This window comes from Streptomyces sp. NPDC029164 (assembly GCF_055563995.1).
On record NZ_JBVHWW010000006.1, the window covers coordinates 1 to 24,241 of the forward strand.

Genomic DNA, 24,241 nt, shown 5'->3' on the forward strand with positions numbered 1-24,241 from the left:
CCCCCCCCCCCCCCCCCCCCCCCCCCCCCCCCCCCCCCCCCCCCCCCCCCCCCCCCCCCCCCCCCCCCCCCCCCCCCCCCCCCCCCCCCCCCCGACCGTACCCGCACCCGTACCCGTACGAGAACCGAGGAGCGCAGCACGTATGACGGCGGTGGACGTCCCCCAGCTGGTGGCCCAGGCGCGTGAGGGCCGGCCGAGAGCGGTGGCCCGGCTGATCTCGCTGGTCGAGGGGGCGTCCCCGCAGCTGCGGGAGGTGATGGCCGCGCTGGCCCCGCTCACGGGCGGGGCGTACGTGGTCGGGCTGACGGGATCCCCCGGCGTCGGCAAGTCGACGTCTACCTCGGCGCTGGTGTCCGCGTACCGCAAGGCCGGGAAGCGGGTCGGCGTCCTCGCCGTCGACCCGTCCTCGCCGTTCTCGGGCGGGGCGCTGCTCGGCGACCGCGTGCGGATGTCGGACCACGCCTCGGACCCGGGGGTCTACATCCGCTCCATGGCCACCCGGGGGCACCTGGGCGGGCTGGCGTGGGCCGCCCCGCAGGCGATCCGGGTGCTCGACGCGGCCGGCTGCGAGGTGATCCTGGTCGAGACGGTGGGGGTCGGGCAGTCGGAGGTGGAGATCGCCTCGCAGGCCGACACCTCGGTGGTGCTGCTGGCCCCCGGGATGGGCGACGGGATCCAGGCCGCGAAGGCGGGGATCCTGGAGATCGGCGACGTGTACGTGGTGAACAAGGCGGACCGGGACGGCGCGGACGCGACGGCCCGGGAGCTGAACCACATGCTGGGGCTGGGCGAGGCGCGGGGCCGGGAGGACTGGCGTCCGCCGATCGTCAAGACGGTGGCGGCGCGCGGGCAGGGCATCGACGAGCTGGTCGAGGCGCTGGAGAAGCACCGGGCGTGGATGGACGAGCGGGGGGTGCTGGCCGGGCGGCGCGCGGCGCGGGCCGCCCGGGAGGTGGAGACCATCGCCGTGACGGCCCTGCGGGCGCGGATGGCGGACCTGCGCGGCGATGCGCATCTGGATGCGCTGGCCGCCAGGGTTGCCGTGGGCGAGCTGGATCCTTATGCCGCCGCGGATGCGCTGCTGGCTACGCTGACCGAGGCCTGAGCCTGAGGCGGGGGGCCGGGTGCGGCTCCGTTGCCGGGGCGCTGCCCCGGCCCCCGCGCCTCACACGCCGGCGGGGCTGGATGGTGCCCGGCGGGGCCGAACCAGGTCAGTTGTTGTCGTCGTTGTCGTTCGAGTCGGAGTCGGACTGGGTCACCTTGCCCGTGGCGTGGTCGACGTGGGCGTCCCAGGTCTTGCCGTCGGAGGACCTGACCTCGACCTCCCAGTAGTGGGCGTCGCCGTCCTCGTCGTTCTCCCAGCCGACGGACCAGACCTGTCCGGGGTGGGCGGCCACGGCCGCCTTCATCGCCTCTTCGGCGGTGACCTGGGCGGCGATCAGGTCCTTGTGCTCGGCGGCGTTCTCGTCGGTGTCGAGGTTCTCCTCGGTGACCGTGCCGTCGGCCGCCACCTCAAGCTCGGCGTGGCCCTTGCCGTCCTTGCTGATCACGTCGACGTTCCAGACGGTGCCGTCCTTGTCGAGGGACTCGACGACGCCCGGGTAGTGCTTCAGGGCCGCCGCCGATGCCTCCTCGGCCGTCTCGGCGCTGGGGACGGCGGCTGCGGCCGCTGTGACGGTTCTCGCGGTGTCGGCGGATGCCGCTGTCGCGGCGGCCACCGGGCCTCCCACCATCAGGACGACGGACGCGGCGGCAGAGATGTACGTGGTGCGCTTCATGGCTGGACCTCCTCAGGCCGGCCATGGCGCTTACGGTTGCTCGGCGGCGGCCGGCAGTGGGCGGATAGTGCCCATTGTCCGGCCGACCGCCGTGCGGGGCGCGTCGAGCGCCCGGGGGTCAGACCTTGCCGCGGGTGCCGCGCAGGTGCTCCGCGACCGGGGTCAGCGAGGCGCGCAGCGCCGCCAGGGCCTCCGGCGGCAGCAGGTCGATGAAGTGCTGACGGACGGACGCCACGTGGTGCGGGGCGACCTTGCGCATCGTCTCCATGCCCTCGTCCGTGAGCACCGCGTACAGGCCGCGGCGGTCGGACTCGCAGTTCACCCGGCGCACGAGGCCCGCCGTCTCCATGCGCGTGATCTGGTGCGACAGTCGGCTCTTGGACTGCAGGGTGGCGGTGGCGAGGTCGCTCATCCGCATCCTGTGGTCCTGCGACTCCGAGAGGTTCACGAGGATCTCGTAGTCGTTGTTGGTGAGTCCGAAGGGCTGGAGATCCTTTTCCAGCTGGTGCATCAGCAGTCTGCTGACGTCCAGGTGGGTGCGCCATGCGCACTGCTCGGCGTCGGTCAGCCAGCGGGTGGCCGTCTCGGTCTCCATGGTCTCCATGAATGAACTCTACCTAAAAAGTTGAATTACGTACAAAGATCGGAAGCACGGGGTATCACAGTCCGAAGCGGCGCTGGAGATCACCCAGCTGTCCCGGCATCCGCGGCACGCCCAGCTGACCCATCGGGCCCTGGCCGGCTCCCGGGACGCCCTGCGCGTTGCCCGTGGCCGCACCCGCGCCGACCGCGCCGACCGCCTGCTCCGCCATCAGCATCTCCGACGACTGGAGCAGCACCGTCCCGGCCCCGACGAACTCGAACTGGTGCTCCTCGCCCGAGCTGCCCCCGATGCCGGTCAGCGAGCGCAGGCCGCCCAGCACGCCCGACATGTAGCCGTGGTCGTAGTGGTGGCACGGCGAGGGGCAGTCCGCCCAGCCGACCAGCGCCTGCGGGTCCACGCGCAGCGGCGGCTCCATGAACACCACCGGGCCGTTGGACGCCGCCACGAACTTCCCGGTTCCGATCAGCGTCAGGAAGCCCGGGACGATCGACTGCTTCAGGGCGAGGGATGGCTGGTAGGCGAGCAGGTTGCCCGACCGGATCGTCAGGTTGCCGTTGTCCAGGTCGTACGAGTTCACGTCGAAGGCCCGGTCGGCCAGCAGCATCTTGCCCGAGCCCTCGGCGACCACCCAGTCGCTCGCGTGCAGCGGGGAGTGGAAGCTGGTCCGCAGCAGGCGGTCGAAGCGCCCGTTGCCGATGCCGTTGAACTCGATGTGCCCGTAGTACGAGATCATCTTGCCCTTCTGCAGGAACCACTGGCTCCCCTTGAGCTCCACGCAGAAGGTGTACGCGTTCACGTTGTCGTCGGAGGGCAGCGTGTACGGGTCGAAGACCGTCGGGCCACCGGGTCCGCCGGTCACAGGGCCAAAGTTCACAGCTTCTCCTCGGAGGCCTGTACGTACACCGCGCCCTGGCCGGACAGCTCCAGCTGGAACGCCTCGCCCGAGCCGCGGCCCACCATGTCCCGCCAGCCGAGCGCGGTGGAGAGCTTGTTGCGCACGTCGCCGTGGTGGGCGACGTACGCCTGCGGGTCCACGTGGATCGGGCGCTGCGGGGTGATGGGGAGCTCGATGACCCCGCCGTGGGCCATCACGGCGACCGAGCCGTGGCCCTTGAGGGTGGTGGTGAACAGGCCCTGGCCGGTCACCTGGCCGCGGACCATGCCCATGACACCGCCGTGGGAGCCCATGAACATCGTGCCCTGTTGCAGGGTGCCGTCGAAGGCGAGCAGCCGGTCGGCCTCGACGTAGAGGGTCTCGCCGGTCAGGCTGATCACCTGGATGTGGTGGCCGCCGTGGCCGAACATCACGGTGCCGCTGCCCTCGACCGTCATCAGCGGGGTCTGCTCGTTCGCCACCCGGCGCCCGATCATGCCCATGACCCCGCCCTGACCACCCGTCAGGCTCGGGGTGAAGGAGACCTCGCCGCGGTACGCGAGCATGGCGCCGCGCTGGCTGAACATCTTCTGGCCCGGCACGACCTGCGCCTCGACCATCTTTGAGTTGATCTCGCGGAACGGCATCAGATGTCGCCCCCGACGGTGTTGCGCTCGCTGGGCTGCACGTACACCAGGCCCTCGCCCTCGAACCGGATCTGGAACGCCTCGCCGGAGCCCTCGCCGATCAGCGTGCGGAAGTTCACACCGGACTGGAAGGACTGCTGGAGGTTGCCGGTGTGCGCGATGTACGCCCCCGGGTCGACGGAGAGCGGGTACTGGGCGCTCACGCGCAGCACCACCGCCGGACCGTCGGACATGATGGCCGCCTGGCCGGAGCCCTCGACGGTCGTGGTGAAGAGACCGTTGCCCGTCGTCGCTCCGCGCAGGCCGGTGAAGGTGGTGCCGGTGCGCAGACCGGCGTCGGTGCACAGCAGGTTGCTGGACTCGACGTAGAGCTTCTCGCCGCGCAGATCGACCAGATTGATCTCGCTGGCGCGGTCGGCGAAGAAGCAGGTGCCGTGCCCCTGTACCTCCATCACCGTCATCTGTTCGCCGGTCAGCCGGCGGGTCACCATGCCGCGGAGGCCTTCGCCACCGCCGGTCATCTTCTTGAAGGCCATCTGCCCGTCGTACGCGACCATGGAGCCGTTCTTCGCTTTCACGGCATCCCCGGTCAGGTCGACGGCGAGCACCTTGCTGCCTTGGAGTCGGAACTGAGCCACGGGAAGACGTTATCGGCAGCGGGCGAACCCGAACAGAGCCCCGTGGCCGATATATGCCACACCTGGTCGGTATGGGGGGCGATGCCGGGGCGATCCGGACCTGCCGCGGAGGGGAGGGGCCGGGTCAAGATCCCGCAAAGCGGCTGAGACACTGGATCCGACCCAGGCCTCCACCCCGAAGGTTGAACGTGGACATCAAGACCGCCTCCGCCCTGCACCGTCTGCGACTCATCTCCGTTCCGGAGGCGCTGTCGTTCCCGGCCCTGCTGATCTTCGGTTCCCTGCTGAGCCGGATCTCGGACATCGACTACCTGATGATGCCGCTCGGCGCCATCCACGGGATCCTCTTCCTCGCCTACCTGGTCCTGCTGATCGACGTCTGGACCAAGGCGAAGTGGCCGGTGAAGCGGGTCCTGCTGTTCTTCGTCCTCTCGCTGGTGCCCTTCGGCGGGCTGTACGGCGACAAGCTGCTCAAGCGGGAAGAGGCCGACAGCGTGATGGCGGCCCGGGCGCGACAGGTGGCGGAAGCGTGATCGTCGCGTTCTCGGTGACCCCGCTGGGGGTCGGTGAAGAGGTCGGCGAGTACGTCGCCGACGCGGTCCGGGTGGTCCGCGAGTCGGGGCTGCCGAACCGTACGGACGCCATGTTCACGACGATCGAGGGTGAGTGGCAGGAAGTCATGGACGTGGTCCGGCGCGCGGTGGCCGCGGTCGAGGAGCGGGCGCCGCGGGTCTCGTTCATCCTCAAGGCCGACATCCGGCCGGGCGTGAGCGACGGGATCACGTCGAAGGTGGAGACGGTGGAGCGGCACCTGGCCGGGGCCTGAGGCGCCCGGCCGCTGGTCTGTGATGCGCCCCTGGCCTGTGTGGCCGGGGGCGCCTTCGTGTGTGCGGGCCGGTGGTGGGGCCCCGGGCTGCGCCCTGGCTTCCTGGGGCTCCGCCCCAGCCCCCGCGCCTCGAACGCCGGCGGGGCTGCATGGGTGCGCCTCGAACGCCGACGGGGCCGGGTCTGCTATTGCGTGGCCCGGCGGGCCAGGCCCAGGGCGTAGGGGGGCCACCAGGTGCCGGCCGGGGGGCCGCCGTGGCAGGGGCCGTCGGACTCGCCCGGGGGCTTGATCCACAGGTACGCGTCGACGAGCGGGTCGGCCGTGCGGTCGGTCGGCGGGGTGCCGAGGGCGCGGCCCGGCGGGTTGCACCGGGCCTGTGCGCGGTCGCCCGGTGGCGGGCCGTCGCCGTTGCGGCCGGTGTCGATGACGAAGTGTCTGTTCCCGGTCCGCTCGGAGATGACGGCGCCGTACGCCCGGGCGGCCGCGTCGGGCTGGAAGCCGGAGACGTTGACGGCGAAGCCGTCCGCGTGCTCCAGGCCCGCCTTCGACAGGGGCGTCACGAGGTCCGCCGGGTTCTTGACCGAGGCCGGATCGCCCGCGTCCAGATAGACCTTGGTGTGCGGGTTCCGCTTGAGCCGGGCGACGGCCTCGGAGAGCAAGCGGTAGCGCTCCGCGTGGTGTGCGGCCGGGGTGCAGCCGTCGACGGTGTGCGCGAGGGCGCCCGGCTCCAGGATGACGACGGCCCTGGTGGTCCCGATGCCGTCGGCGAAGGCGCCGATCCAGTCGCGGTACGCCCGGGCGTTCGCGGCGCCGCCGGGACGCGGCCCGCCGCAGTCGCGGTACGGGATGTTGTGCGCGGCGAGCAGCAGGGTCCGCCCGGCGGCCCGGGCTCCCGCCCCGGCCCGGCGGATCTCGGGCCCCGGGGCACCGCCGGGCCCCCACAGGGCCGCCGGCCGGTCCGCGATCCTGCGCAGCACCTGGGCGTCGCTGTTGCGGCCGGCCGCCTCCCAGGCGGCGACCTGCCGGGCGGCCTTGCTCCCCGGGTCCACCCAGTACGGGGACTCGGCGGCGGGCGCGCCGGGCGAGGGGGTCGCGGGAGGACCGGGCGCGGGCGCGGGCCCGTCGGAGCAGGCGGGTGCGGTGGCGAGCAGCAGGAGGAGGCCGAGGACGGAGTGGAGGCGGCGTCTGGTGGCGGCGGAGGGCATCCGGCTTCCTCGGGGCGAAGGGGCGGGCAGCGGACCGGGATATCGTGACATAACGGTCAGTTGCCGCCGCCTTACGACACCGCGGGGTCGCCGCTCGCGAGGGCGATGGCCAGCGGGGTGCGCTCGTAGAGCACCTGGTGGCCGTGGCGGGCGGAGATGAGCAGACCCGCCGCGTGCAGGGAGCCCACGTCGACGCGGTGCCCGAGGAACTGCGCGGGCGGGCGATGACCCTGCTCAGCACCGGCCTGATGACCCTCCAGGGAGTGGGCATGGCCCTGGCCGGTCTCGCCGCCGAATTCCTGCCCGTGCACGCGGTCGTCACCGGATCCGGGATCCTCGGCACGGCCGTCGTCCTGCTGCTCCTCGCCGAACTCCGGGCCGCCGCCCGGCAGGAGGGGGGACTGAAGGATGAGACGGCCCCCGCCGCGAAGTGACCTCCCGGTAGGGTCGCAGACGTGCCCAAGCCGCTCAGCCTTCCCTTCGACCCCATCGCCCGCGCCGACGAGCTCTGGCAGCAGCGCTGGGGGCCCGTGCCCTCGATGGCCGCGATCACCTCGATCATGCGGGCGCACCAGATCCTGCTCGGCGAGGTCGACGCGGTGGTCAAGCCGTACGGGCTGACCTTCGCCCGGTACGAGGCCCTGGTGCTGCTCACCTTCTCCAAGGCCGGGGAGCTGCCGATGTCGAAGATCGGCGAGCGTCTGATGGTCCACCCGACCTCGGTGACGAACACCGTGGACCGGCTGGTGAGGTCCGGGCTGGTCGACAAGCGGCCCAACCCGAACGACGGTCGCGGCACCCTCGCCTCCATCACGGAGAAGGGCCGCGAGGTGGTCGAGGCGGCCACGAAGGACCTGATGGCGGTCGATTTCGGCCTCGGCGCCTACGACGCCGAGGAGTGCGCGGAGATCTTCGCGCTGCTGCGCCCGCTGCGGGTGGCCGCCGCGGACTTCGAGGAGTCCTGAGGCGGATCCCGGGCCGTCCCGCGATCACCGGGGCCGCGTCAAGATCGAGCAAAACGGACGGTTAGGCTCGTCCGCATGAAACGAAGCGTGCTGACCCGCTACCGCGTCATGGCCTACGTGACCGCGGTCATGCTCCTGATCCTCTGTGCCTGCATGGTGGCGAAGTACGGCTTCGACACCGGCGCCGGCCTGACCTTCGCGGTCTCGCAGGCCCACGGCGTCCTCTTCATGATCTACCTGGTCTTCGCCTTCGACCTGGGCTCCAAGGCCAAGTGGTCCTTCGGCAAGCTGCTCTGGGTGCTCGTGTCGGGCACGATTCCGCTGGCCGCCTTCTTCGTCGAGCGCACGATCCGCGCCGAGGTGGAACCGCTGGTCAGCGACTCGCTGGCGACCGCCAAGGCCTGATACGAGGCGAGCGTCACCCACCCCCGGGGCGAGTCCCCGGGGGTTTCCCATCGACATTTACTAGGACGTCCTAGTAAATTCATGGGTATGGACGCTGACGCCATCGAGGAGGGCCGCCGTCGCTGGCAGGCCCGGTACGACAAGGCCCGCAAGCGCGAGGCCGATTTCACGACGCTCTCCGGAGATGACGTCGACCCCGTCTACGGGCCCCGGCCCGGGGACGCGTACGAGGGGTTCGAGCGCATCGGGTGGCCGGGGGAGTACCCGTACACCCGGGGGCTCCACGCCACCGGCTACCGCGGGCGGACCTGGACCATCCGGCAGTTCGCCGGGTTCGGCAACGCCGAGCAGACCAACGAGCGCTACAAGATGATCCTGGCCGCCGGCGGCGGCGGGCTCTCCGTGGCCTTCGACATGCCGACCCTCATGGGGCGCGACTCCGACGACCCCCGCTCGCTGGGCGAGGTCGGGCACTGCGGGGTCGCCATCGACTCCGCCTCCGACATGGAGATCCTGTTCAAGGACATCCCGCTGGGTGACGTCACGACCTCGATGACGATCTCGGGCCCCGCCGTGCCCGCCTTCTGCATGTACCTGGTCGCCGCCGAGCGGCAGGGCGTGGACCCCGCCGTGCTCAACGGCACGCTCCAGACCGACATCTTCAAGGAGTACATCGCCCAGAAGGAGTGGCTCTTCGAACCCGAGCCGCACCTGCGCCTCATCGGCGACCTCATGGAGTACTGCACGAAGGGCATCCCGGCCTACAAGCCGCTGTCCGTCTCGGGCTACCACATCCGCGAGGCCGGGGCCACGGCCGCGCAGGAGCTCGCCTACACCCTCGCCGACGGTTTCGGGTACGTGGAGCTCGGCCTCTCCCGCGGCATGGACGTGGACGCCTTCGCGCCCGGCCTCTCCTTCTTCTTCGACGCGCACCTCGACTTCTTCGAGGAGATCGCCAAGTTCCGCGCCGCCCGCCGCATCTGGGCGCGCTGGATGAAGGAGGTCTACGGGGCGAAGAGCGAGAAGTCGATGTGGCTGCGGTTCCACACCCAGACCGCCGGCGTCTCCCTGACCGCGCAGCAGCCGTACAACAACGTCGTGCGCACCGCCGTGGAGGCCCTCGCGGCCGTCCTCGGCGGCACCAACTCCCTGCACACCAACGCCCTCGACGAGACCCTCGCCCTGCCGAGCGAGCAGGCGGCCGAGATCGCCCTGCGCACCCAGCAGGTGCTGATGGAGGAGACCGGCGTCGCCAACGTGGCGGACCCGCTGGGCGGTTCCTGGTTCGTGGAGCAGCTCACCGACCGCATCGAGGCCGACGCCGAGAAGATCTTCGAGCAGATCAAGGAGCGCGGCCTGCGCGCCCACCCGGACGGGCAGCACCCGATCGGGCCGATCACCTCGGGCATCCTGCGCGGCATCGAGGACGGCTGGTTCACCGGGGAGATCGCCGAGTCGGCCTTCCAGTACCAGCGGTCGCTGGAGAAGGGCGACAAGCGGGTCGTCGGCGTCAACGTCCACCACGGGTCGGTCACCGGGGACCTGGAGATCCTCCGGGTCAGCCACGAGGTGGAGACCGTCCAGGTGCGGGAGCTGACGGCGCGCAAGGCCCGGCGCGACGACGCCAAGGTCACCGCCTCCCTGAAGGCGATGCTCGACGCCGCCCGGGACGGGTCGAACATGATCCCGGCCATGCTGGACGCCGTGCGCGCCGAGGCCACGCTGGGCGAGATCTGCAACGTCCTGCGCGACGAGTGGGGCACCTACACCGAGCCGCCGGGCTTCTAGGCCGTCTCTTTCGGATCTCACCCGGCCCGCGGGCTCAAACGGCAAGATCCTAAAGAGACCACCCGGCCGGCCCGTCCCGCACGGTGTGAAACGGCCGGCCGAGGTACCCCGTACGGGCGCCGCGGCCGGCCGCTTCGCTGCTCAGGCCGCGGCGGGGCCGCGGAGGCCGTGCATCAGGAGGGCGGTGAAGGTGGCCACCCAGAGTTCGTCCACCGGCTCGGAGCTCACCAGGGCGCGGTGCACCACCGTGCCCGCGATCACGTCGAAGATCAGGTCCGTGGTGCGGCCCGCGAGGGACTCGTCCTCCTCGTACGGGAGTTCGCCGCGGGCCTGGGCCCGTTCGCGGCCCAGTACGACGAGACGTTTCTGCCGGTCCACGATCGCCGACCGGATCCGGTCGCGCAGGGCCTCGTCCCGAGTGGACTCGGCGACGACCGCCATCAGGGCCGTACGGGCCTCCGGGCGCCGCAGCAGCGCCGCGAACTGCAGGACGACGTTCTCGATGTCGGCTTCGAGGGATCCCCGGTCCGGGAGTTCGAGCGCGTCGAAGAGCTCCGCCACCGCGTCCACGACCAGCTCGTTCTTGCCCGCCCAGCGCCGGTAGAGGGTGGTCTTGGCGACCCCCGCGCGGGCCGATACGTCGCCCATCGTCAGCTTCGACCAGCCCAGCTCCACCAGTGCGTCCCGGGTCGCGCCGAGGATGGCGGCGTCCGCTGCGGCGCTGCGGGGACGACCGGTGCGGCCAGGGCTGGGGTTGCGCATGGCCGAGACCATACCCGCCGGTAGCCGAGGCGGCCGCTGTGGTTCAGATCACGGGCCGCGAAGGGACCCGGACGGCCGCCGGGAGAGTTACGCTACGGCTCGTAGCGTAAGAGCGACAACCACGCGAAGGCTACAGGCGCCAGGTGGGGACCCGGCGCCGATCGCACCACGACCAGCATCACGGCCAGTACCAGCATCGCGACGGACGGCCGGTACGGCCAATTCAGGCGATCTTTTTCGTCGGCGCGCGCACACGGGGGAGGATGTACGCATGCAGCCCAGAAACATGTCCATGAGCGGCGTCGTCGACCTCGCCGCGGTGAAGGCGGCCGGCGAGGCCAAGGCCAAGGCCGAGCAGGCCCGCGCCGAAGCGGCACGCCAGGCCGGCCAGGGTGGCGGGGCGGGCCCGTCCGCCGGCGCGGTGCCGCCGTCCGCGCTCGTCATCGACGTAGACGAGGCCGGCTTCGAACGCGATGTACTCCAGCTCTCCGCCGAGGTTCCGGTCGTCCTGGACTTCTGGGCCGAGTGGTGCGAGCCGTGCAAGCAGCTCAGCCCGCTGCTGGAGCGTCTGACCGTCGAGGCGAACGGCCGCCTCGTGCTGGCCAAGGTCGATGTCGACGCCAACCAGATGCTGATGCAGCAGTTCCAGATCCAGGGCATCCCGGCCGTCTTCGCCGTGGTCGCCGGTCAGGTGCTGCCGCTCTTCCAGGGCGTGGTCCCCGAGCAGCAGATCCGCGACACCCTCGCCCAGCTGGTGCAGGTGGCCGAGGAGCGCTTCGGGATCATCGGCATCGAGGTGGACCCGAACGCGGAAGGTGCCGCTCCGGCCACCGCCGACGAGGCCGAGGCCCCGGCCGGCCCGCACGACGCCCTGCTGGAGGCGGCCGTCGCCGCGCTGGACGCCGGTGACCTGGGCGGCGCGGTGCAGGCGTACAAGAACGTGCTCGCGGACGACCCGGCCAACACCGAGGCCAAGCTGGGCCTGGCCCAGGCCGAGCTCCTCGCCCGCGTCCAGCACATGAACCCGCAGGCGGTGCGTGCCGCGGCGGCCGCGAACCCGAAGGACCCGGCGGCCCAGATCGCCGCGGCCGACCTCGACCTGGTCGGCGGTCACGTGGAGGACGCGTTCGGCCGCCTGGTGGACACCGTGCGCGTCACGTTCGGTGAGGACCGGGACGCCGTACGGCTGCGGCTGCTGGAGCTGTTCGAGGTCATCGGCGCCGACGATCCGCGGGTGTCCGCGGCGCGTACGGCGCTGGCGCGGGTGCTCTTCTAGGCCCGATCCGGCCCGCTCCGGGCGGCCGACGATTTGTTGACACCTAGATAAACAGCGGCCGCGCTTTACCAAAACTTGGTAATCGCGGCCGCTGTTACTCGCAGTAAATCGAACCCCGTGAACTGTCCGGAGTGTTCGCCATTCCACCGTTCTGTCGTGGCCCTGGGTAACACCCTGTGTTGCTGCCCGCCCGCGACAGGTCGCACTCAGGTTATCTGGCCGTTACCCGCCAGTAACGAACCCCCTTGTGCCCCGGCCGGGAATGGACCACGATCGGCGACGCTCGGTCCTTCCCGCAGAGCCGCTCACTCGGAGCCGCGGTGAAGGGTCCCCACCGAGCCGGCCTGTGGCAGTGGCACCGGCCGTGGGACAGGGGGGTCTCTGCCACACCGGCGGGGCCTGTCCTCCAGGTTGCGCGAACGCGTGGCCCAGTGGTTGTCGCTCGGGGGTGATCGCCGGTGTTTCGGACGTGGCACAGTCGCGGCCCGGCCGCCTGCGCTCCTTCCCGAGGACGTAGCACTTCTCCCATCCCAGGACGGGCACGGCCCGGACCGGAGATGTACGTCCGAGAAGGAGGAACGAAATGAGTTCTCAGGTTCGTGGCGGGACCAGATGGAAGCGCTTCGCGCTCGTCATGGTGCCGAGCATCGCGGCCACGGCCGCGGTCGGTGTGGGTCTGGCGCAGGGTGCCCTCGCGGCGTCGTTCAGCGTCTCCGGCCAGGACTTCAAGGTCTCGGCCGACAAGCTCGACGGTCAGGACCTCATTCAGTACGGCGGTATCGCCGAGGGTCACGACCTCAAGGGCAACCCGCAGCACCACCCGGTCACCATCTCCGGGTTCAGCAACGCCAAGATCACCAACATGTGCCAGTCCCTGGTCACCCCGACTCCGCTGGGCAACATCACGCTCCAGCTGAAGACCGGTCACAAGGGCACCCCGGCCGAGGCGACCAACATCTACCTGGATGTGGCCGAGCTCGACACCGACGCCGAGTTCACCAACCTGGACATCGGTGTCGCGGTCGGCGACCCGAGCCACAAGACCAAGCCGCAGGCCGGCACGGTCGCCAGCCCGTACGCGTTCTCGCAGCGCGCAGACCGGGCCATCCTGACGAACGTCAAGCAGAAGGCGTGGGCGACCACGGCGGGCACCTTCAAGCTGCCCAACCTGAAGCTGCGCCTGCTGGGCGGCGACCAGCCGTGCTACCAGGACAAGGACGTCCGGGACTGACCGTCCTGACGCGTGACCGCAAGGCCGGGCGGCGACGGCTGCCGTCGCCGCCCGTACTTGCGGGCTCCACAGATTTCTCCGTACCACCGTTTCCAGGGAGCTGTTGTCCATGAACCCCCAGGCCCCGGTTTACGTTCGCTCAGAAGACGACGCCTGGCTCACCGTGGTGTACTACCACTTCCATGCCTGGAGCGGTCGCCGTCCCTTCTGGGCCGGGCTGTTCACGCTTCTCGGTGGCTTCCCGATCGCGTACTTCCCGTACGCGGACCTCCGGCTGGGCAACGTCAGCCTCGCGATGGCCACCACCGGTGGCGCGGGCGCACTGATCATCGGTGTACTGCTGATCACGCTGGGCCTCGCCCTCTGGTTCCAGCAGACCATCCGCGTCTTCGCCGGCGTGGCCGCGATCCTGCTGGCCCTGGTGTCCCTGCCGGTCTCCAACCTCGGCGGCTTCGGGGCGGGATTCATCCTCTCCCTGCTCGGCGGCGCGCTCGCGCTGTCGTGGGCCCCGGGCCAGTCGGCGGACGAGGAGCCGGCCGGTCAGCAGCCGGCCGCGGCCGCCGTGGACCTGGGCAAGACGGAGGCGCCGGCGGGCATCCACGGCATTCCGGGACCCCGCGAGACGGGTACGGCACACGCGAGCGAGACGACTGCCCACGCCGATGGCGGGAGGAACAGTGCGGGGTGACGAGACGCAGCGGGGCGTGGCCCCAGGCGCAGAGTCCCGTGAGACCAAGGGGCCGCGCCACGCGGCGCCCAGGAAGTCGCTGCTGAACAAGATCCAGATACCCGTCGGCAAGACGATGGCGCTCGCGGCGATGCCGACGGCCGTGTTCGTCGGGATGGGCATGGCGCCGAAGCTGGCCGTGGCCGACGACAAGGAGATCCCCTTCGCGCCCGGCCCGTGCGTCACGCGGTCCGACGAACCCGCGGAGTCCGGGTCGAAGTCGCCGTCCCCCACCCCGTCGACGACGCCTTCGCCGAGCACCTCGCCCAGCGCGACGCCCTCGCCGTCCGCTTCGGCGGCCGCGAAGCCGAAGCCGAAGACGAGTGCCTCGCCGTCGGCGACCCCGCCCCCGGCGAAGCAGGAGACGGCCCCGGCCGCGACCCCGACGCCGACCAAGAGCACGAACCCGCTGGACCCGCTGGGCGTCGGCGACGCGCTCAAGGGCCTCGTCGACGAGCTCGGCCGACCCCTCAAGGACGGTCTGCCGAAGGCGACCCCGACGCCCACTCCCACGCCCTCCACGACCGCCAAGCCGACCCCCGACCCGGCCGCGGACGCGATCCGGGACGCGGCGAAGCAGGCGGGCGTCGACGTCTCGGAGCTGTCCGACGAGGTCAAGGACACCGCCAAGACCCCGAAGGACGAGACGGGCAAGGCGGGCGAGCGCGAGAACAAGGACAAGGGAGAGGACGAGGACGAGGCCAAGCCCGAGGAGTCGAAGGACCCGGACGGGAAGGAACCCTTCCCCTGCCCGACCTACGACGCCAAGGCGCTGGCGGACGCCGAGCTGGAGCAGGGCATCCCGCTCCTGCCGGACCAGCCCTGGTACCTCGACAGCTCGCTGCTGACCCTCTACGGCCTGGACTACCACGGCATCGTCGAGGTGAAGACCGGCAGCGGCAAGATCAAGAAGGTCCTGAAGTTCACCGCGGACTCGCTGGACATCAAGGACCTGTACCAGACGGTGGGCAAGGAAGGGAAGGTCGCCCACCTGAAGTCCCGTCCGGGCTCCACGTCCAAGATCCGCGGCGGCACGGTGACGATGTACACCGAGAGCCTCAAGGGGAACCTCTTCGGACTGATCCCGATCGAGTTCACCCCGAACAGCCCGCCGCCCCTGAACGTCCCCTTCGCGTTCTTCACGGACGTCAAGGTCGTCCAGGCCGGCCAGTTCGGCGGCACCCTGACCGTCCCGGGGCTGAAGAACTACATCGGCCCGCCGGAGTAGTCCCGTACGGCGGCGGTCACCGGAACACGGTCACCCGGAAACACACCGAGGGCGGCACCCCGGATCCCGATCGGATCCGCGGTGCCGCCCTCGGTCTCTGTGCGGCAGAGTTCAGGCTTCAGGCGGTGCGGCGACGTCAGTCGCGGCCGGCGTCGCCACCCAGGTGGTGGACCCGGACCATGTTGGTCGTGCCCGGGACGCCGGGGGGCGAGCCGGCGGTGATGACCACGGTGTCGCCCTCGTTGTAGCGGCCGAGCTTGAGCAGCTCGCCGTCCACCAGGTCGACCATCGCGTCGGTGTTGTCCACGTGCGGGACGACGTACGACTCGACGCCCCAGCTCAGCGAGAGCTGGTTGCGGGTGTTCACGTCCGTGGTGAAGGCCAGGATCGGCTGCGTGGAGCGGTAGCGCGACAGGCGGCGGGCGGTGTCCCCGGACTGGGTGAAGGCGATGAGCGCCTTGCCGTCGAGGAACTCGGCGATCTCGCAGGCCGCGCGGGCGACGGAGCCGCCCTGGGTACGGGGCTTCTTGCCCGGGACCAGCGGCTGGAGGCCCTTGGAGAGGAGCTCCTCCTCGGCCGCCGTGACGATCTTCGACATCGTCTTGACGGTCTCGATCGGGTAGGCGCCCACCGAGGACTCGGCGGACAGCATGACCGCGTCCGCGCCGTCGAGGATCGCGTTGGCGACGTCGGAGGCCTCGGCGCGGGTCGGGCGGGAGTTGGTGATCATCGACTCCATCATCTGGGTCGCGACGATCACCGGCTTGGCGTTGCGGCGGCACATCTCGATGAGCCGCTTCTGGACCATCGGGACCTTCTCGAGCGGGTACTCGACGGCCAGGTCACCACGGGCCACCATGACCGCGTCGAAGGCGTCGACCACGGCCGCCATGTTCTCGACGGCCTGCGGCTTCTCCACCTTGGCGATGACGGGGACGCGGCGGCCCTCCTCGTCCATGACCTTGTGGACGTCCTTGACGTCGTTGGCGTCGCGGACGAAGGACAGGGCGACCATGTCGCAGCCCATCCGCAGGGCGAAGCGGAGGTCGTCGACGTCCTTCTCCGACAGGGCGGGGACGTTCACGGCGGTACCCGGCAGGTTGATGCCCTTGTGGTCCGAGATGACACCGCCCTCGATGACGATGGTCCGGACCCGGGGGCCCTCGACCTCGGTCACCCGGAGCTCGACGTTGCCGTCGTTGATCAGGATCTGGTCGCCCTGGGAGACGTCGCCCGGGAGGCCCTTGTAGGTGGTGCCGCAGATGGACTTGTCGCCCGGGACGTCCTCGGTGGTGATGGTGAACTCGTCACCGCGCACCAGCTCGACGGGACCCTCGGCGAAGGTCTCCAGACGGATCTTCGGGCCCTGGAGGTCGGCGAGGACGCCGACGGCGCGCCCGGTGTCCTCGGACACCTGCCGGACGCGGTCGTACCGCTCCTGGTGTTCTGCCTGGGATCCGTGGCTGAAGTTGAATCGGGCCACGTTCATACCTGCCTCGATGAGCGCTTTCAGCTGCTCATACGAGTCGACGGCGGGGCCCAGCGTGCAGACGATTTTGGAACGGCGCATGACTGGATCCTATCGGTTTGTTTCGCAGCGGAATATTCCGTCTGGTGGAAAGTCCAAGTGACTACTGAGTAACGAGTGCGTACGCCTGGGTGGCGATCTCCAGTTCCTCATCCGTCGGGACCACCGCCACGGCCACCCGTGCATACTCCGCCGAAACCAGCCGCGGCTCCGGGGAGCGCGCCGCGTTGGCCTGCAGGTCCAGCGCCAGGCCCAGCTCGGCCAGGCCGTCCAGCGCGGCCTCGCGGACCTGGTGGGCGTTCTCGCCGACCCCGGCCGTGAACGCCACCGCGTCCACCCGCCCCAGGACCGCCGCGTACGCGCCGATGTACTTCTTCAGCCGGTGGACGTACGCGGCGAAGGCGAGGCTCGCCGCCTCGTCGCCCTCGCCCGCGCGTCGGAGCACCTCGCGCATGTCGTTGTCGCCGCACATGCCCAGCAGACCGCTCTTCTTGTTCAGGAGCGAATCGATCTCATCCACCGAGAGGCCGCCCACCCGCGCCAGGTGGAAGACGACCGCCGGATCGAGATCGCCCGATCGGGTCCCCATGACCAAACCCTCCAGCGGGGTCAGGCCCATGGACGTCTCCACGCACACCCCGCCCCGGACCGCGGAGGCGGAGGCGCCGTTGCCCAGGTGCAGCACGATCACGTTCACGTCCTCCACCGGCCTGCCGAGCAGTGCGGCCGTCGCCCGGGAGACGTAGGCGTGGGAGGTGCCGTGGAAGCCGTACCGCCGTATGGAGTACGCGTCGGCCGTCGCGGCGTCGATCGCGTACCGCGCCACGTACTCCGGCATCGTCGAGTGAAAGGCGGTGTCGAAGACGGCCACCTGCGGGAGGTCCGCGCGCAGCGAGCGCGCCACCTCGATGCCCGTCACGTTCGCCGGATTGTGCAGCGGAGCCAGCGGGATCAGGTTCCGGATCTCCGCCAGCACCTCGTCGTCGATCACGGTCGGCCGGGTGAACCGCGTCCCGCCGTGCACCACCCGGTGCCCCACCGCCGCCAGTTCGGGGGAGTCCAGGCCCATCCCGTCCGCGGCGAGCTCCGCGGCCACCGCCTTCAGGGCGGCCTCGTGGTCCGCGATCGGGCCGAGCTGCTCGCGCTTGGCGCCGACGGCGTCCGGGGCCGGGTCCCCGGTGATCCGTTCGTGTACCAGCCGCGAGTTCTCCTCGCCGATCCGCTCCACCAGACCGACCGCGAGCCGGGACCGGTCCGCCATGTCGAGGAGCTGGTACTTGACCGACGAGGAGCCGGAGTTGAGGACGAGTACGCGCGATGCGGTCACGATGAGGGTCTTTCCTTGTCTCGGGCGGTGGGGGGAGGGGGGAGGGGCAGGCGGTCAGACGGTGGCCGCGGGCGACGGCCCGCCCTGCGCCTGGATCGCGGTGATGGCCACGGTGGTGACGATGTCCTGTACGAGCGCGCCGCGCGAGAGGTCGTTGACCGGCTTGCGCAAACCCTGGAGCACCGGGCCGACCGCCACCGCGCCCGCCGAACGCTGCACGGCCTTGTACGTGTTGTTGCCGGTGTTGAGGTCGGGGAAGATCAGCACCGTCGCACGGCCGGCCACCTCGGACCCGGGCAGCTTGGTCGCGGCGACCGAGGGCTCCACGGCCGCGTCGTACTGGATCGGACCCTCGATCCGCAGGCCGGGGGCCTGCTCGCGGACGATCTCGGTGGCCTTGCGGACCTTGTCCACGTCCGCGCCCGAACCGGAGGTGCCGGTCGAGTACGAGAGCATCGCGATCCGCGGGTCGACGCCGAAGGCGGCGGCGGTGGCCGCCGACTGGACGGCGATGTCCGCGAGCTGCTCGGCGTTCGGGTCCGGGTTGACGGCGCAGTCGCCGTAGACGAGGACCCGGTCGGCCAGGCACATGAAGAAGACCGAGGAGACGATGGACGCCTCCGGCTTGGTCTTGATGATCTCGAAGGCCGGGCGGATGGTCGCCGCGGTGGAGTGCACCGAGCCGGAGACCATGCCGTCGGCCAGGCCCTGCTGGACCATCAGCGTGCCGAAGTAATTGACGTCGGTGACCACGTCGTTGGCGAGCTCGACGGTCATGCCCCTGTGGGCGCGGACCTTGGCGTAGTACTCGGAGAAACCTTCCCGCAGGGGGGAGGTCGCCGGGTCGATCAGCTGCGCGCCCGAGATGTCGACGCCGAGGTCGCCGGCCTTCTTCAGGATCGCCTGCTCGTCGCCCAGCAGGGTCAGGTCGCAGACGCCCCGGCGCAGCAGCACGTCCGCGGCGCGCAGCACGCGCTCCTCGGTGCCCTCGGGCAGCACGACGCGGCGGCGCTCCGCGCGGGCCCGCTCCAGCAGCTCGTGCTCGAACATCATCGGGGTGACCCGCTCCGAGCGGGCCACCGAGAGCAGGTCGCGCAGCTCGCCGGTGTCCACGTGCCGCTCGAAGAGGCCGAGCGCGGTCTCCAGCTTGCGCGGGGTCGCGGAGTTCAGCCGGCTCTGCAGCGAGAAGAGTTCGGCGGCGGTCGGGAAGCTGTTGCCGGCCACCGACACCACGGGCGTGCCCGGGGCCAGCTTCGAGGCGAGCGCCAGGACTTCCCTGCTCGGCCGCTCGTTCAGGGTGAGCAGCACACCGGCGATCGGCGGGGTGCCCGAGGTGTGCGCGGCCAGCGCGCCGACGACCAGGTCGGAGCGGTCGCCGGGGGTCACCACCAGGCAGCCGGGGGTCAGGGCGTTCAGGAAGTTCGGCAGCATGGCGCCGCCGAAGACGAAGTCCACGGCGTCGCGGGCCAGCCCGGCCTCGTCGCCGAGGAGCACCTCGCCGCCGAGCGCCCGGGTGATCTGGGCGACGGTCGGGGCGGAGAGCGACTTGTCGTCCGGCAGGACGTAACAGGGCACGGGGAGCCGGGCGGCCAGCCGCTCGGCTATGAGGTCGCGGTCCTCCGGGGCCACCCGGTTGACGACCATCGCGACGACGTGGCAGCCCAGGGTCTCGTACGCGCGGTAGGCGTTGCGGGCCTCGGCGCGCACCGCCTCGGCGTGGTGCTTGGTGCCGCCGACGACGGGGACGACGACCGCGCCGAGCTCGTTGGCGAGGCGGGCGTTGAGCGCCAGCTCGTCCGGGAGGTTGGTCTGCGCGTAGTCGGTGCCGAGGACGAGCATGACCTCGTAGTCGCGGGCCACCCGGTGGTAGTGGTCGACCAGCCGGGAGACGAGTGCGTCGGTGCCCTTCTCGGCCAGGATCGCCGAGGCCTCCTGGTACTCCATCCCGTACGCGGTCGCGGAGTCCTGGTCGATCCGGTAGCGGGCCTTCAGGAGCTCGAAGAGGCGGTCCGGTCCGTCGTGGAGCAACGGCCGGTAGACGCCGACCCGGCCCGTCTGCCGGGTCAGGAGCTCCATGATCCCCAGCTCGACGACCTGGCGGCCGTCGCCCCGCTCGATACCGGTCACGTACACGCTGCGCGTCACGCCCGCACTCCGTCCCATGCTGTGGATGTCTGTTTGGTCTGGCTTGACCCCTTGACAATACCTCTGCCAATAGATAGGGCGCCCCCCGGGAAAGGCCCTGGCCAGGAGGGTCGAAAGGCCCGGGAACCGGAGCAGCACAACACGCGCGGCACCCCGGGCCCGTGGAACAATCGGACAGGCTTCACCATTACGCCCTTCATCAGTACGGCAGGAGACACAGCACGATGCGTATCGGAGTTCTCACCGCAGGCGGCGACTGTCCGGGGCTCAACGCTGTCATCCGGTCGGTCGTACACCGTGCCCTGGTGGGGCACGGGGACGAGGTCATCGGTTTCGAGGACGGGTTCAAGGGCCTCCTCGACGGCCACTTCCGCCCCCTCGACATCAATGCCGTCAGCGGCATTCTCGCCCGCGGCGGCACGATCCTCGGCTCGGCGCGCATGGAGCGCGCCCGCCTGCACGAGGCCGCCGAGAACGCCGGTGAACTGGCGACGCGCTATGGCATCGACGCCCTCATCCCGATCGGCGGCGAAGGCACCCTGACCGCCGCGCGGATGCTGTCGGACGCCGGGATGCCGGTCGTCGGCGTGCCCAAGACCATCGACAACGACATCTCCTCCACCGACCGCACCTTCGGCTTCGACACCGCCGTCATGGTCGCCACCGAGGCCATCGACCGCCTCAAGACCACCGCGGAGTCCCACCAGCGCGTGATGGTCGTCGAGGTGATGGGCCGCCACGCGGGCTGGATCGCCCTGGAATCCGGCATGGCCGGCGGTGCCCACGGCATCTGCCTGCCGGAGCGCCCCTTCGAGGTGGACGCCCTGGTGAAGATGGTGGAGGAACGATTCGCCCGCGGTAAGAAGTTCGCCGTCATCTGCGTCGCCGAGGGCGCGCACCCGGCCGAGGGCTCCATGCCGTACGAGAAGGGCGCCATCGACCAGTACGGCCACGAGCGCTTCGCCGGCATCGGCAACCGCCTCGCGATCGAGCTGGAGCACCGCCTCGGCAAGGAGGCCCGCCCGGTCATCCTCGGCCACGTCCAGCGCGGCGGCGTGCCCACCGCGTACGACCGCGTGCTCGCGACCCGCTTCGGCTGGCACGCCGTCGAGGCCGTCCACCGCGGCGACTACGGCAACATGACGGCCCTGCGCGGCACCGACATCGTCATGGCCCCGCTCGCCTCCGCCACCACCGAACTGAAGACGGTCCCCGAGGACCGCATGTACGAGGCGGAGTCCGTCTTCTGACCCACCCGGCCGGGACCCCCGCCCCTGCCGGGCCGGGACCTTCGGCCCCACTTTCCCGCCGGACGGCCCCGGAGCCGGCGCTCCGGGGCCGCTCCGTGCCTCCGTGCCCCGGTCCCCGCTGGTTAGGATTCCGGCCGGGGGATCGGCCGGCCGAGTCGCGTGACGGACCGGGCCCGCGCACCGGGCCCCCGCCTCCGCTCACACGCACTCGATGGAAAGGTGCCCCACTCCAGTGGCGACCAGCTCCGCCGTCCGGACCGCCGAACCGGTCGAGAACCGACCGGGACCCCAGGGCGCCGGCCCCGCCGCACGGCGCAGCCCCACCGTCCTCGCCGCGGCCCTCGCCGCGTCCTGGGCGGTACCCCTGCTGCTCCACGCGGTCGCCCTCGACGTGCTCCTCCTCCCCGTCCTGATCCTGACGATCGCCGCCCTGATCCGGGTGGGCGGCGGACTGCTCGACCGCCTCGTGGTCGCGGCCTTCCTGCTCTGCGGCGCCGTGATGGGCTTCGGCCTGCTCTTCTCCGTCTGGCCGTGGGGCCTGGCCCCCGTGCCGGGGGCCGGCCTGCTGCTGACGGTCGCCTCCGTCGCCGGCTGGCTGGCCCGCCGGCGGCCCCGCGTCCCGCTGCGGCTGCGCGGCTCGGACGCGCTGGTCGCCGGCACCGTGGCCGTGGTCTGGCACTACGTCCACCACCCGGTGGCCGGCAAGTCGGCCGCCGACCGGCTGGCCTACTTCGTCACGTCCGAGGACCGGATGGGGCACTTCTCGTACTTCACCGGCATCCGGCAGGTCGGCGGCTACGCCTTCCTCCACCAGGACGCCGCCCGGACGTACATGATGACGCCGTCCGAGGCGGTCTACCCGCAGGGCTCCCACTTCCTGCTGGCCTGGATCGACGCCCTGGTGACGTCCTCGGCCGAGGCGGGCTCCGCCCTCGCCATGACGAACCGCTACTTCCTCTACGTCCTGGCCGCCTACGCGCTGTTCTGCGGGGCGCTGGTCTGGGCCGCCCGCTGGATCGGCGGCCCCCGTCTGCGCGGCTGGCGCGCGGCCGCGGTCTGCGCCACCGCCGCCGCGGTGATGATGTCCGGATCGATGGCGGAGCTGATCGAGCGGGGCTTCGACTCCGAGACCATCGGCCTGCTGTTCCTGGCCGTCGCCCTGGCCCTGCTGGTGCGCCCCGCGGCGGGCCGCACCGAGTTCGTCCTCCTCGCGGCGGCCGGCCTGATCGCCGTCACCTACGTCTACAACCTGTACGGCGCCCTCGTCGGCATCGCCCTGGTCGCGGTACTGCTCGTCCACCGCCGCCGGTTCGCCGGCCGGTGGATCCCGGTCCTCGGAGCACTGGCGGCCGCCACCCTCGTGGCGGGACTGCCCAGCGCCTTCTCCGTCCTCACCAAGCTGGACGTCGCCAAGACCTCGAACCTGGCCGGCCCGATGGTCATCCCCGACCGCCCGGTGTTCATCGGGCTCGGACTGCTCGCCGTGGTCGCGGCCACCCTCCCGGTGAACCGCCGGACGGGCATCGGACGGACGGTGCCGGCCCTCGTCCTCGGCGCGGCCGCGCTGATCGGCGTCTTCGGGGCCTGGCAGAAGCACACCATCGGGTACTACTCGTACTACTTCGAGAAGCTGACCGCCGCCGGGCTGGTGATCGCCCTGATCTCGCTCGGCCTGATCGGCCTGATGCTGCCGCCCGCCGGCGGGACGGCGGGCACCGCGCTGCGCCGCCGTGCGGACCTGCTGCTGCGCTCCTGCCTCGCGGCGGCCGCGGCGCTGGCGCTGTTCGGCGGCGTCCAGTGGGGCGTGCCCTCCGGCTGGGGCCACCCCTCGGCGTGGTACGGCAGCCCCATGCTCAAGTGGAGCCGGGGCGAGGCGAAGAGCGGCGACATCGGCCCGCCGGCCGCCGCCCTCACCGGGCGCGACCTGCCCGGCGTCACCTCCCCGGTGATCGCCCTGTACGGCAACGACGCCTACCTCAACCTCAGGTCGACCTTCCTCGCCCAGATCCTCACCCACCAGGCCGGCAACATGGTCGGGCTGTACGAGGTCTTCTACGTCAAGGTCGGCGGACCCGCGACGGCCGGGGAGGAGGAGTACCAGGCCTCGCTGGGCCACCTGAAGACCGCGATCGCCTCGTGCCCGGCCCCGCCGACCGTCCTGGTGGGCGACCCGAAGACCGCCGACCGGCTCAGGAGCGACCTGACGGCCGCCGGCAGCGCGGCCACCGTGGTGCACGCGCCGCTGCCTTAGGGGGTGCCCGGGGTGTCTAGGACGTGCCGCCCGCGAGCTGCCAGAAGCGGTCCACGATCTCCAGCAGGAACTCCCGGCCGGCGTCGCCGCTGCCGGCCTCGCCCCCGCCGCCGCCCCAGCTGAGCGTCGCCACCATCCGCGACTGGTAGTCGCCGTGCAGCTGCTCCAGCACCCACTCCAGATTGGCCTTGGGGATCGGCAGCAGCTTGCCGAGCGGCTTCACGTACGCCTGCCAGCGCGTGGTCACCGCGCTGCGCAGCAGGTCGGCCAGCTCCTCCTGTTTGCCGGTGGCCGTCACGAACTGGGCCAGCGTCAGACCGAGCACCGAGGCGAGGGCGGCGGACTGCCGTTCGTTGCCCTTCCAGCGCCCGGTGTCCTCCATCTTCTGGTACGAGTTCGTTTCCAGACCGATCCGCCGGGCCAGTTCGTCCGCGGCGAGCCCCCGGGACATCCGGTGCTCCCGCAGGGTGACCGGCTCGGCGAGCAGCTCCCCGGGGGCGCACCAGAGCACGCCCGCGAGCGCCGTGAGTTCGACCGAAGAGGGTGATATCTCGCCACGCTCCCAGGCCATCACCGTCTCGGGCGCGACGACGAGTCCGTACTGGGCGCGCAGGCCGTAGGCGACATGTCCGGGAGCCATGCCCAGGGCCGCGCGCAGACGACGCGCGGCGGGGGCATTGAAAGGTGGGCTGGAGTGCACACCGCACACCGTAGGAGTGGCTGGGCGACGGCGCCTACAGACCAAACAAACAAGCCCATACCTCGTAGGAAAGTCCTATGGAGATA

The 24,241-nt window shown here is 71.2% G+C and carries 23 protein-coding genes and 1 pseudogene; 13 read left to right on the forward strand and 11 right to left on the reverse strand.

Going from position 1 to position 24,241, the window contains the following annotated elements; all coding sequences use genetic code 11:
* The first annotated feature begins 142 nt into the window (after positions 1-142).
* Positions 143-1,105 (forward strand): methylmalonyl Co-A mutase-associated GTPase MeaB, encoded by a 963-nt coding sequence (meaB, locus tag ACZ4VT_RS07665; protein WP_467947552.1) that lies wholly within the window; start codon positions 143-145, stop codon positions 1,103-1,105.
* A 106-nt stretch (positions 1,106-1,211) separates the two neighbouring features.
* Here the strand turns inward: meaB and ACZ4VT_RS07670 are convergent, their stop codons facing one another.
* The 5 genes from ACZ4VT_RS07670 to ACZ4VT_RS07690 all read right to left on the reverse strand — a co-directional run bounded on the left by ACZ4VT_RS07670 (position 1,212) and on the right by ACZ4VT_RS07690 (position 4,541).
* A complete protein-coding gene (locus ACZ4VT_RS07670) occupies positions 1,212-1,778 on the reverse strand; it encodes a PepSY domain-containing protein (RefSeq protein WP_467947554.1) in 567 nt (188 codons plus the stop codon).
* A gap of 118 nt (positions 1,779-1,896) precedes the next feature.
* Entirely contained in the window at positions 1,897-2,373 is a 477-nt protein-coding gene (locus tag ACZ4VT_RS07675; protein WP_030660375.1) for a MarR family winged helix-turn-helix transcriptional regulator, read from the reverse strand.
* 64 nt (positions 2,374-2,437) lie between these two features.
* On the reverse strand, positions 2,438-3,241 hold the full coding sequence (locus tag ACZ4VT_RS07680; protein ID WP_467947832.1) for an AIM24 family protein: 804 nt from the start codon (positions 3,239-3,241) through the stop codon (positions 2,438-2,440).
* A gap of 11 nt (positions 3,242-3,252) precedes the next feature.
* Entirely contained in the window at positions 3,253-3,903 is a 651-nt protein-coding gene (locus tag ACZ4VT_RS07685) for an AIM24 family protein (protein WP_467947556.1), read from the reverse strand.
* A complete protein-coding gene (locus ACZ4VT_RS07690; RefSeq protein ID WP_030720822.1) occupies positions 3,903-4,541 on the reverse strand; it encodes an AIM24 family protein in 639 nt (212 codons plus the stop codon). The genes ACZ4VT_RS07685 and ACZ4VT_RS07690 overlap by 1 nt, the downstream gene beginning before the upstream one ends.
* Positions 4,542-4,729: 188 nt before the next feature.
* Between ACZ4VT_RS07690 and ACZ4VT_RS07695 the strand changes: the two genes are divergently transcribed.
* Entirely contained in the window at positions 4,730-5,074 is a 345-nt protein-coding gene (locus ACZ4VT_RS07695) for a DUF3817 domain-containing protein (RefSeq protein ID WP_362800935.1), read from the forward strand.
* Entirely contained in the window at positions 5,071-5,367 is a 297-nt protein-coding gene (locus ACZ4VT_RS07700) for an MTH1187 family thiamine-binding protein (protein ID WP_467947557.1), read from the forward strand. The genes ACZ4VT_RS07695 and ACZ4VT_RS07700 overlap by 4 nt, the downstream gene beginning before the upstream one ends.
* Positions 5,368-5,552: 185 nt before the next feature.
* Here the strand turns inward: ACZ4VT_RS07700 and ACZ4VT_RS07705 are convergent, their stop codons facing one another.
* Positions 5,553-6,572 (reverse strand): glycoside hydrolase family 6 protein, encoded by a 1,020-nt coding sequence (locus tag ACZ4VT_RS07705; protein ID WP_467947559.1) that lies wholly within the window; start codon positions 6,570-6,572, stop codon positions 5,553-5,555.
* A 188-nt stretch (positions 6,573-6,760) separates the two neighbouring features.
* Between ACZ4VT_RS07705 and ACZ4VT_RS07710 the strand changes: the two are divergent.
* The 4 genes and pseudogenes from ACZ4VT_RS07710 to ACZ4VT_RS07725 form a co-directional block, all read left to right on the forward strand.
* Positions 6,761-7,017: pseudogene (locus ACZ4VT_RS07710) on the forward strand (MFS transporter); the annotation flags it as partial.
* Positions 7,018-7,027: 10 nt separating this feature from the next.
* Complete coding sequence (locus ACZ4VT_RS07715; protein ID WP_467947561.1) at positions 7,028-7,537, forward strand: MarR family winged helix-turn-helix transcriptional regulator; 510 nt, start codon at positions 7,028-7,030, stop codon at positions 7,535-7,537.
* A gap of 75 nt (positions 7,538-7,612) precedes the next feature.
* Positions 7,613-7,942: a DUF3817 domain-containing protein gene (locus ACZ4VT_RS07720; RefSeq protein WP_467947562.1), complete on the forward strand. Its 330-nt coding sequence runs from the start codon at positions 7,613-7,615 to the stop codon at positions 7,940-7,942.
* Positions 7,943-8,029: 87 nt separating this feature from the next.
* The gene (locus ACZ4VT_RS07725; protein ID WP_362800951.1) at positions 8,030-9,730 is read left to right on the forward strand and encodes an acyl-CoA mutase large subunit family protein; all 1,701 of its coding nucleotides are present in this window, start codon (positions 8,030-8,032) and stop codon (positions 9,728-9,730) included.
* Positions 9,731-9,871: 141 nt separating this feature from the next.
* Here ACZ4VT_RS07725 and ACZ4VT_RS07730 read toward each other — a convergent pair whose 3' ends face one another.
* A complete protein-coding gene (locus ACZ4VT_RS07730) occupies positions 9,872-10,492 on the reverse strand; it encodes a TetR/AcrR family transcriptional regulator (protein WP_467947565.1) in 621 nt (206 codons plus the stop codon).
* A gap of 271 nt (positions 10,493-10,763) precedes the next feature.
* On the opposite strand from ACZ4VT_RS07730, the gene ACZ4VT_RS07735 reads away from it, so the two are divergent.
* The 4 genes from ACZ4VT_RS07735 to ACZ4VT_RS07750 all read left to right on the forward strand — a co-directional run bounded on the left by ACZ4VT_RS07735 (position 10,764) and on the right by ACZ4VT_RS07750 (position 14,954).
* On the forward strand, positions 10,764-11,768 hold the full coding sequence (locus ACZ4VT_RS07735; RefSeq protein WP_467947567.1) for a tetratricopeptide repeat protein: 1,005 nt from the start codon (positions 10,764-10,766) through the stop codon (positions 11,766-11,768).
* A gap of 583 nt (positions 11,769-12,351) precedes the next feature.
* Entirely contained in the window at positions 12,352-12,999 is a 648-nt protein-coding gene (locus ACZ4VT_RS07740) for a DUF6230 family protein (RefSeq protein ID WP_467947569.1), read from the forward strand.
* Positions 13,000-13,108: 109 nt separating this feature from the next.
* Positions 13,109-13,687 carry a DUF6114 domain-containing protein gene (locus ACZ4VT_RS07745; RefSeq protein ID WP_467947570.1) on the forward strand — a complete coding sequence of 193 codons (579 nt, stop codon included), beginning with the start codon at positions 13,109-13,111 and terminating at the stop codon, positions 13,685-13,687.
* The gene (locus tag ACZ4VT_RS07750; protein WP_467947572.1) at positions 13,677-14,954 is read left to right on the forward strand and encodes a hypothetical protein; all 1,278 of its coding nucleotides are present in this window, start codon (positions 13,677-13,679) and stop codon (positions 14,952-14,954) included. The genes ACZ4VT_RS07745 and ACZ4VT_RS07750 overlap by 11 nt, the downstream gene beginning before the upstream one ends.
* Before the next feature lie 136 nt (positions 14,955-15,090).
* On the opposite strand, the gene pyk is transcribed toward ACZ4VT_RS07750, so the two are convergent.
* From pyk to pta, 3 genes are all read right to left on the reverse strand, one after another.
* The gene (gene pyk, locus ACZ4VT_RS07755) at positions 15,091-16,524 is read right to left on the reverse strand and encodes a pyruvate kinase (protein WP_467947574.1); all 1,434 of its coding nucleotides are present in this window, start codon (positions 16,522-16,524) and stop codon (positions 15,091-15,093) included.
* A gap of 61 nt (positions 16,525-16,585) precedes the next feature.
* Positions 16,586-17,809, reverse strand: a complete 1,224-nt coding sequence (locus ACZ4VT_RS07760) for an acetate kinase (RefSeq protein WP_467947575.1) — start codon at positions 17,807-17,809, stop codon at positions 16,586-16,588.
* Between the two features lie 54 nt (positions 17,810-17,863).
* Positions 17,864-19,954: a phosphate acetyltransferase gene (pta, locus tag ACZ4VT_RS07765; RefSeq protein WP_467947577.1), complete on the reverse strand. Its 2,091-nt coding sequence runs from the start codon at positions 19,952-19,954 to the stop codon at positions 17,864-17,866.
* Between the two features lie 224 nt (positions 19,955-20,178).
* On the opposite strand from pta, the gene ACZ4VT_RS07770 reads away from it, so the two are divergent.
* Both ACZ4VT_RS07770 and ACZ4VT_RS07775 read left to right on the forward strand, forming a co-directional pair.
* Positions 20,179-21,204: an ATP-dependent 6-phosphofructokinase gene (locus tag ACZ4VT_RS07770; protein WP_362800975.1), complete on the forward strand. Its 1,026-nt coding sequence runs from the start codon at positions 20,179-20,181 to the stop codon at positions 21,202-21,204.
* Positions 21,205-21,436: 232 nt separating this feature from the next.
* On the forward strand, positions 21,437-23,455 hold the full coding sequence (locus tag ACZ4VT_RS07775; protein WP_467947579.1) for a hypothetical protein: 2,019 nt from the start codon (positions 21,437-21,439) through the stop codon (positions 23,453-23,455).
* A gap of 16 nt (positions 23,456-23,471) precedes the next feature.
* On the opposite strand, the gene ACZ4VT_RS07780 is transcribed toward ACZ4VT_RS07775, so the two are convergent.
* On the reverse strand, positions 23,472-24,155 hold the full coding sequence (locus ACZ4VT_RS07780) for a helix-turn-helix domain-containing protein (RefSeq protein WP_362800980.1): 684 nt from the start codon (positions 24,153-24,155) through the stop codon (positions 23,472-23,474).
* Positions 24,156-24,241 lie beyond the last annotated feature (86 nt).

Coding starts and splice junctions, on each gene's coding strand:
- pyk (WP_467947574.1), bottom strand. CDS start 16,524: ATGCGCCGTTCCAAAATCGTCTGCACGCTGGGCCCCGCCGTCGACTCG.
- ACZ4VT_RS07740 (WP_467947569.1), top strand. CDS start 12,352: ATGAGTTCTCAGGTTCGTGGCGGGACCAGATGGAAGCGCTTCGCGCTC.
- ACZ4VT_RS07705 (WP_467947559.1), bottom strand. CDS start 6,572: ATGCCCTCCGCCGCCACCAGACGCCGCCTCCACTCCGTCCTCGGCCTC.
- ACZ4VT_RS07770 (WP_362800975.1), top strand. CDS start 20,179: ATGCGTATCGGAGTTCTCACCGCAGGCGGCGACTGTCCGGGGCTCAAC.
- ACZ4VT_RS07675 (WP_030660375.1), bottom strand. CDS start 2,373: ATGGAGACCGAGACGGCCACCCGCTGGCTGACCGACGCCGAGCAGTGC.
- ACZ4VT_RS07685 (WP_467947556.1), bottom strand. CDS start 3,903: ATGCCGTTCCGCGAGATCAACTCAAAGATGGTCGAGGCGCAGGTCGTG.
- ACZ4VT_RS07745 (WP_467947570.1), top strand. CDS start 13,109: ATGAACCCCCAGGCCCCGGTTTACGTTCGCTCAGAAGACGACGCCTGG.
- ACZ4VT_RS07735 (WP_467947567.1), top strand. CDS start 10,764: ATGCAGCCCAGAAACATGTCCATGAGCGGCGTCGTCGACCTCGCCGCG.
- ACZ4VT_RS07670 (WP_467947554.1), bottom strand. CDS start 1,778: ATGAAGCGCACCACGTACATCTCTGCCGCCGCGTCCGTCGTCCTGATG.
- ACZ4VT_RS07730 (WP_467947565.1), bottom strand. CDS start 10,492: ATGCGCAACCCCAGCCCTGGCCGCACCGGTCGTCCCCGCAGCGCCGCA.
- ACZ4VT_RS07725 (WP_362800951.1), top strand. CDS start 8,030: ATGGACGCTGACGCCATCGAGGAGGGCCGCCGTCGCTGGCAGGCCCGG.
- ACZ4VT_RS07720 (WP_467947562.1), top strand. CDS start 7,613: ATGAAACGAAGCGTGCTGACCCGCTACCGCGTCATGGCCTACGTGACC.
- meaB (WP_467947552.1), top strand. CDS start 143: ATGACGGCGGTGGACGTCCCCCAGCTGGTGGCCCAGGCGCGTGAGGGC.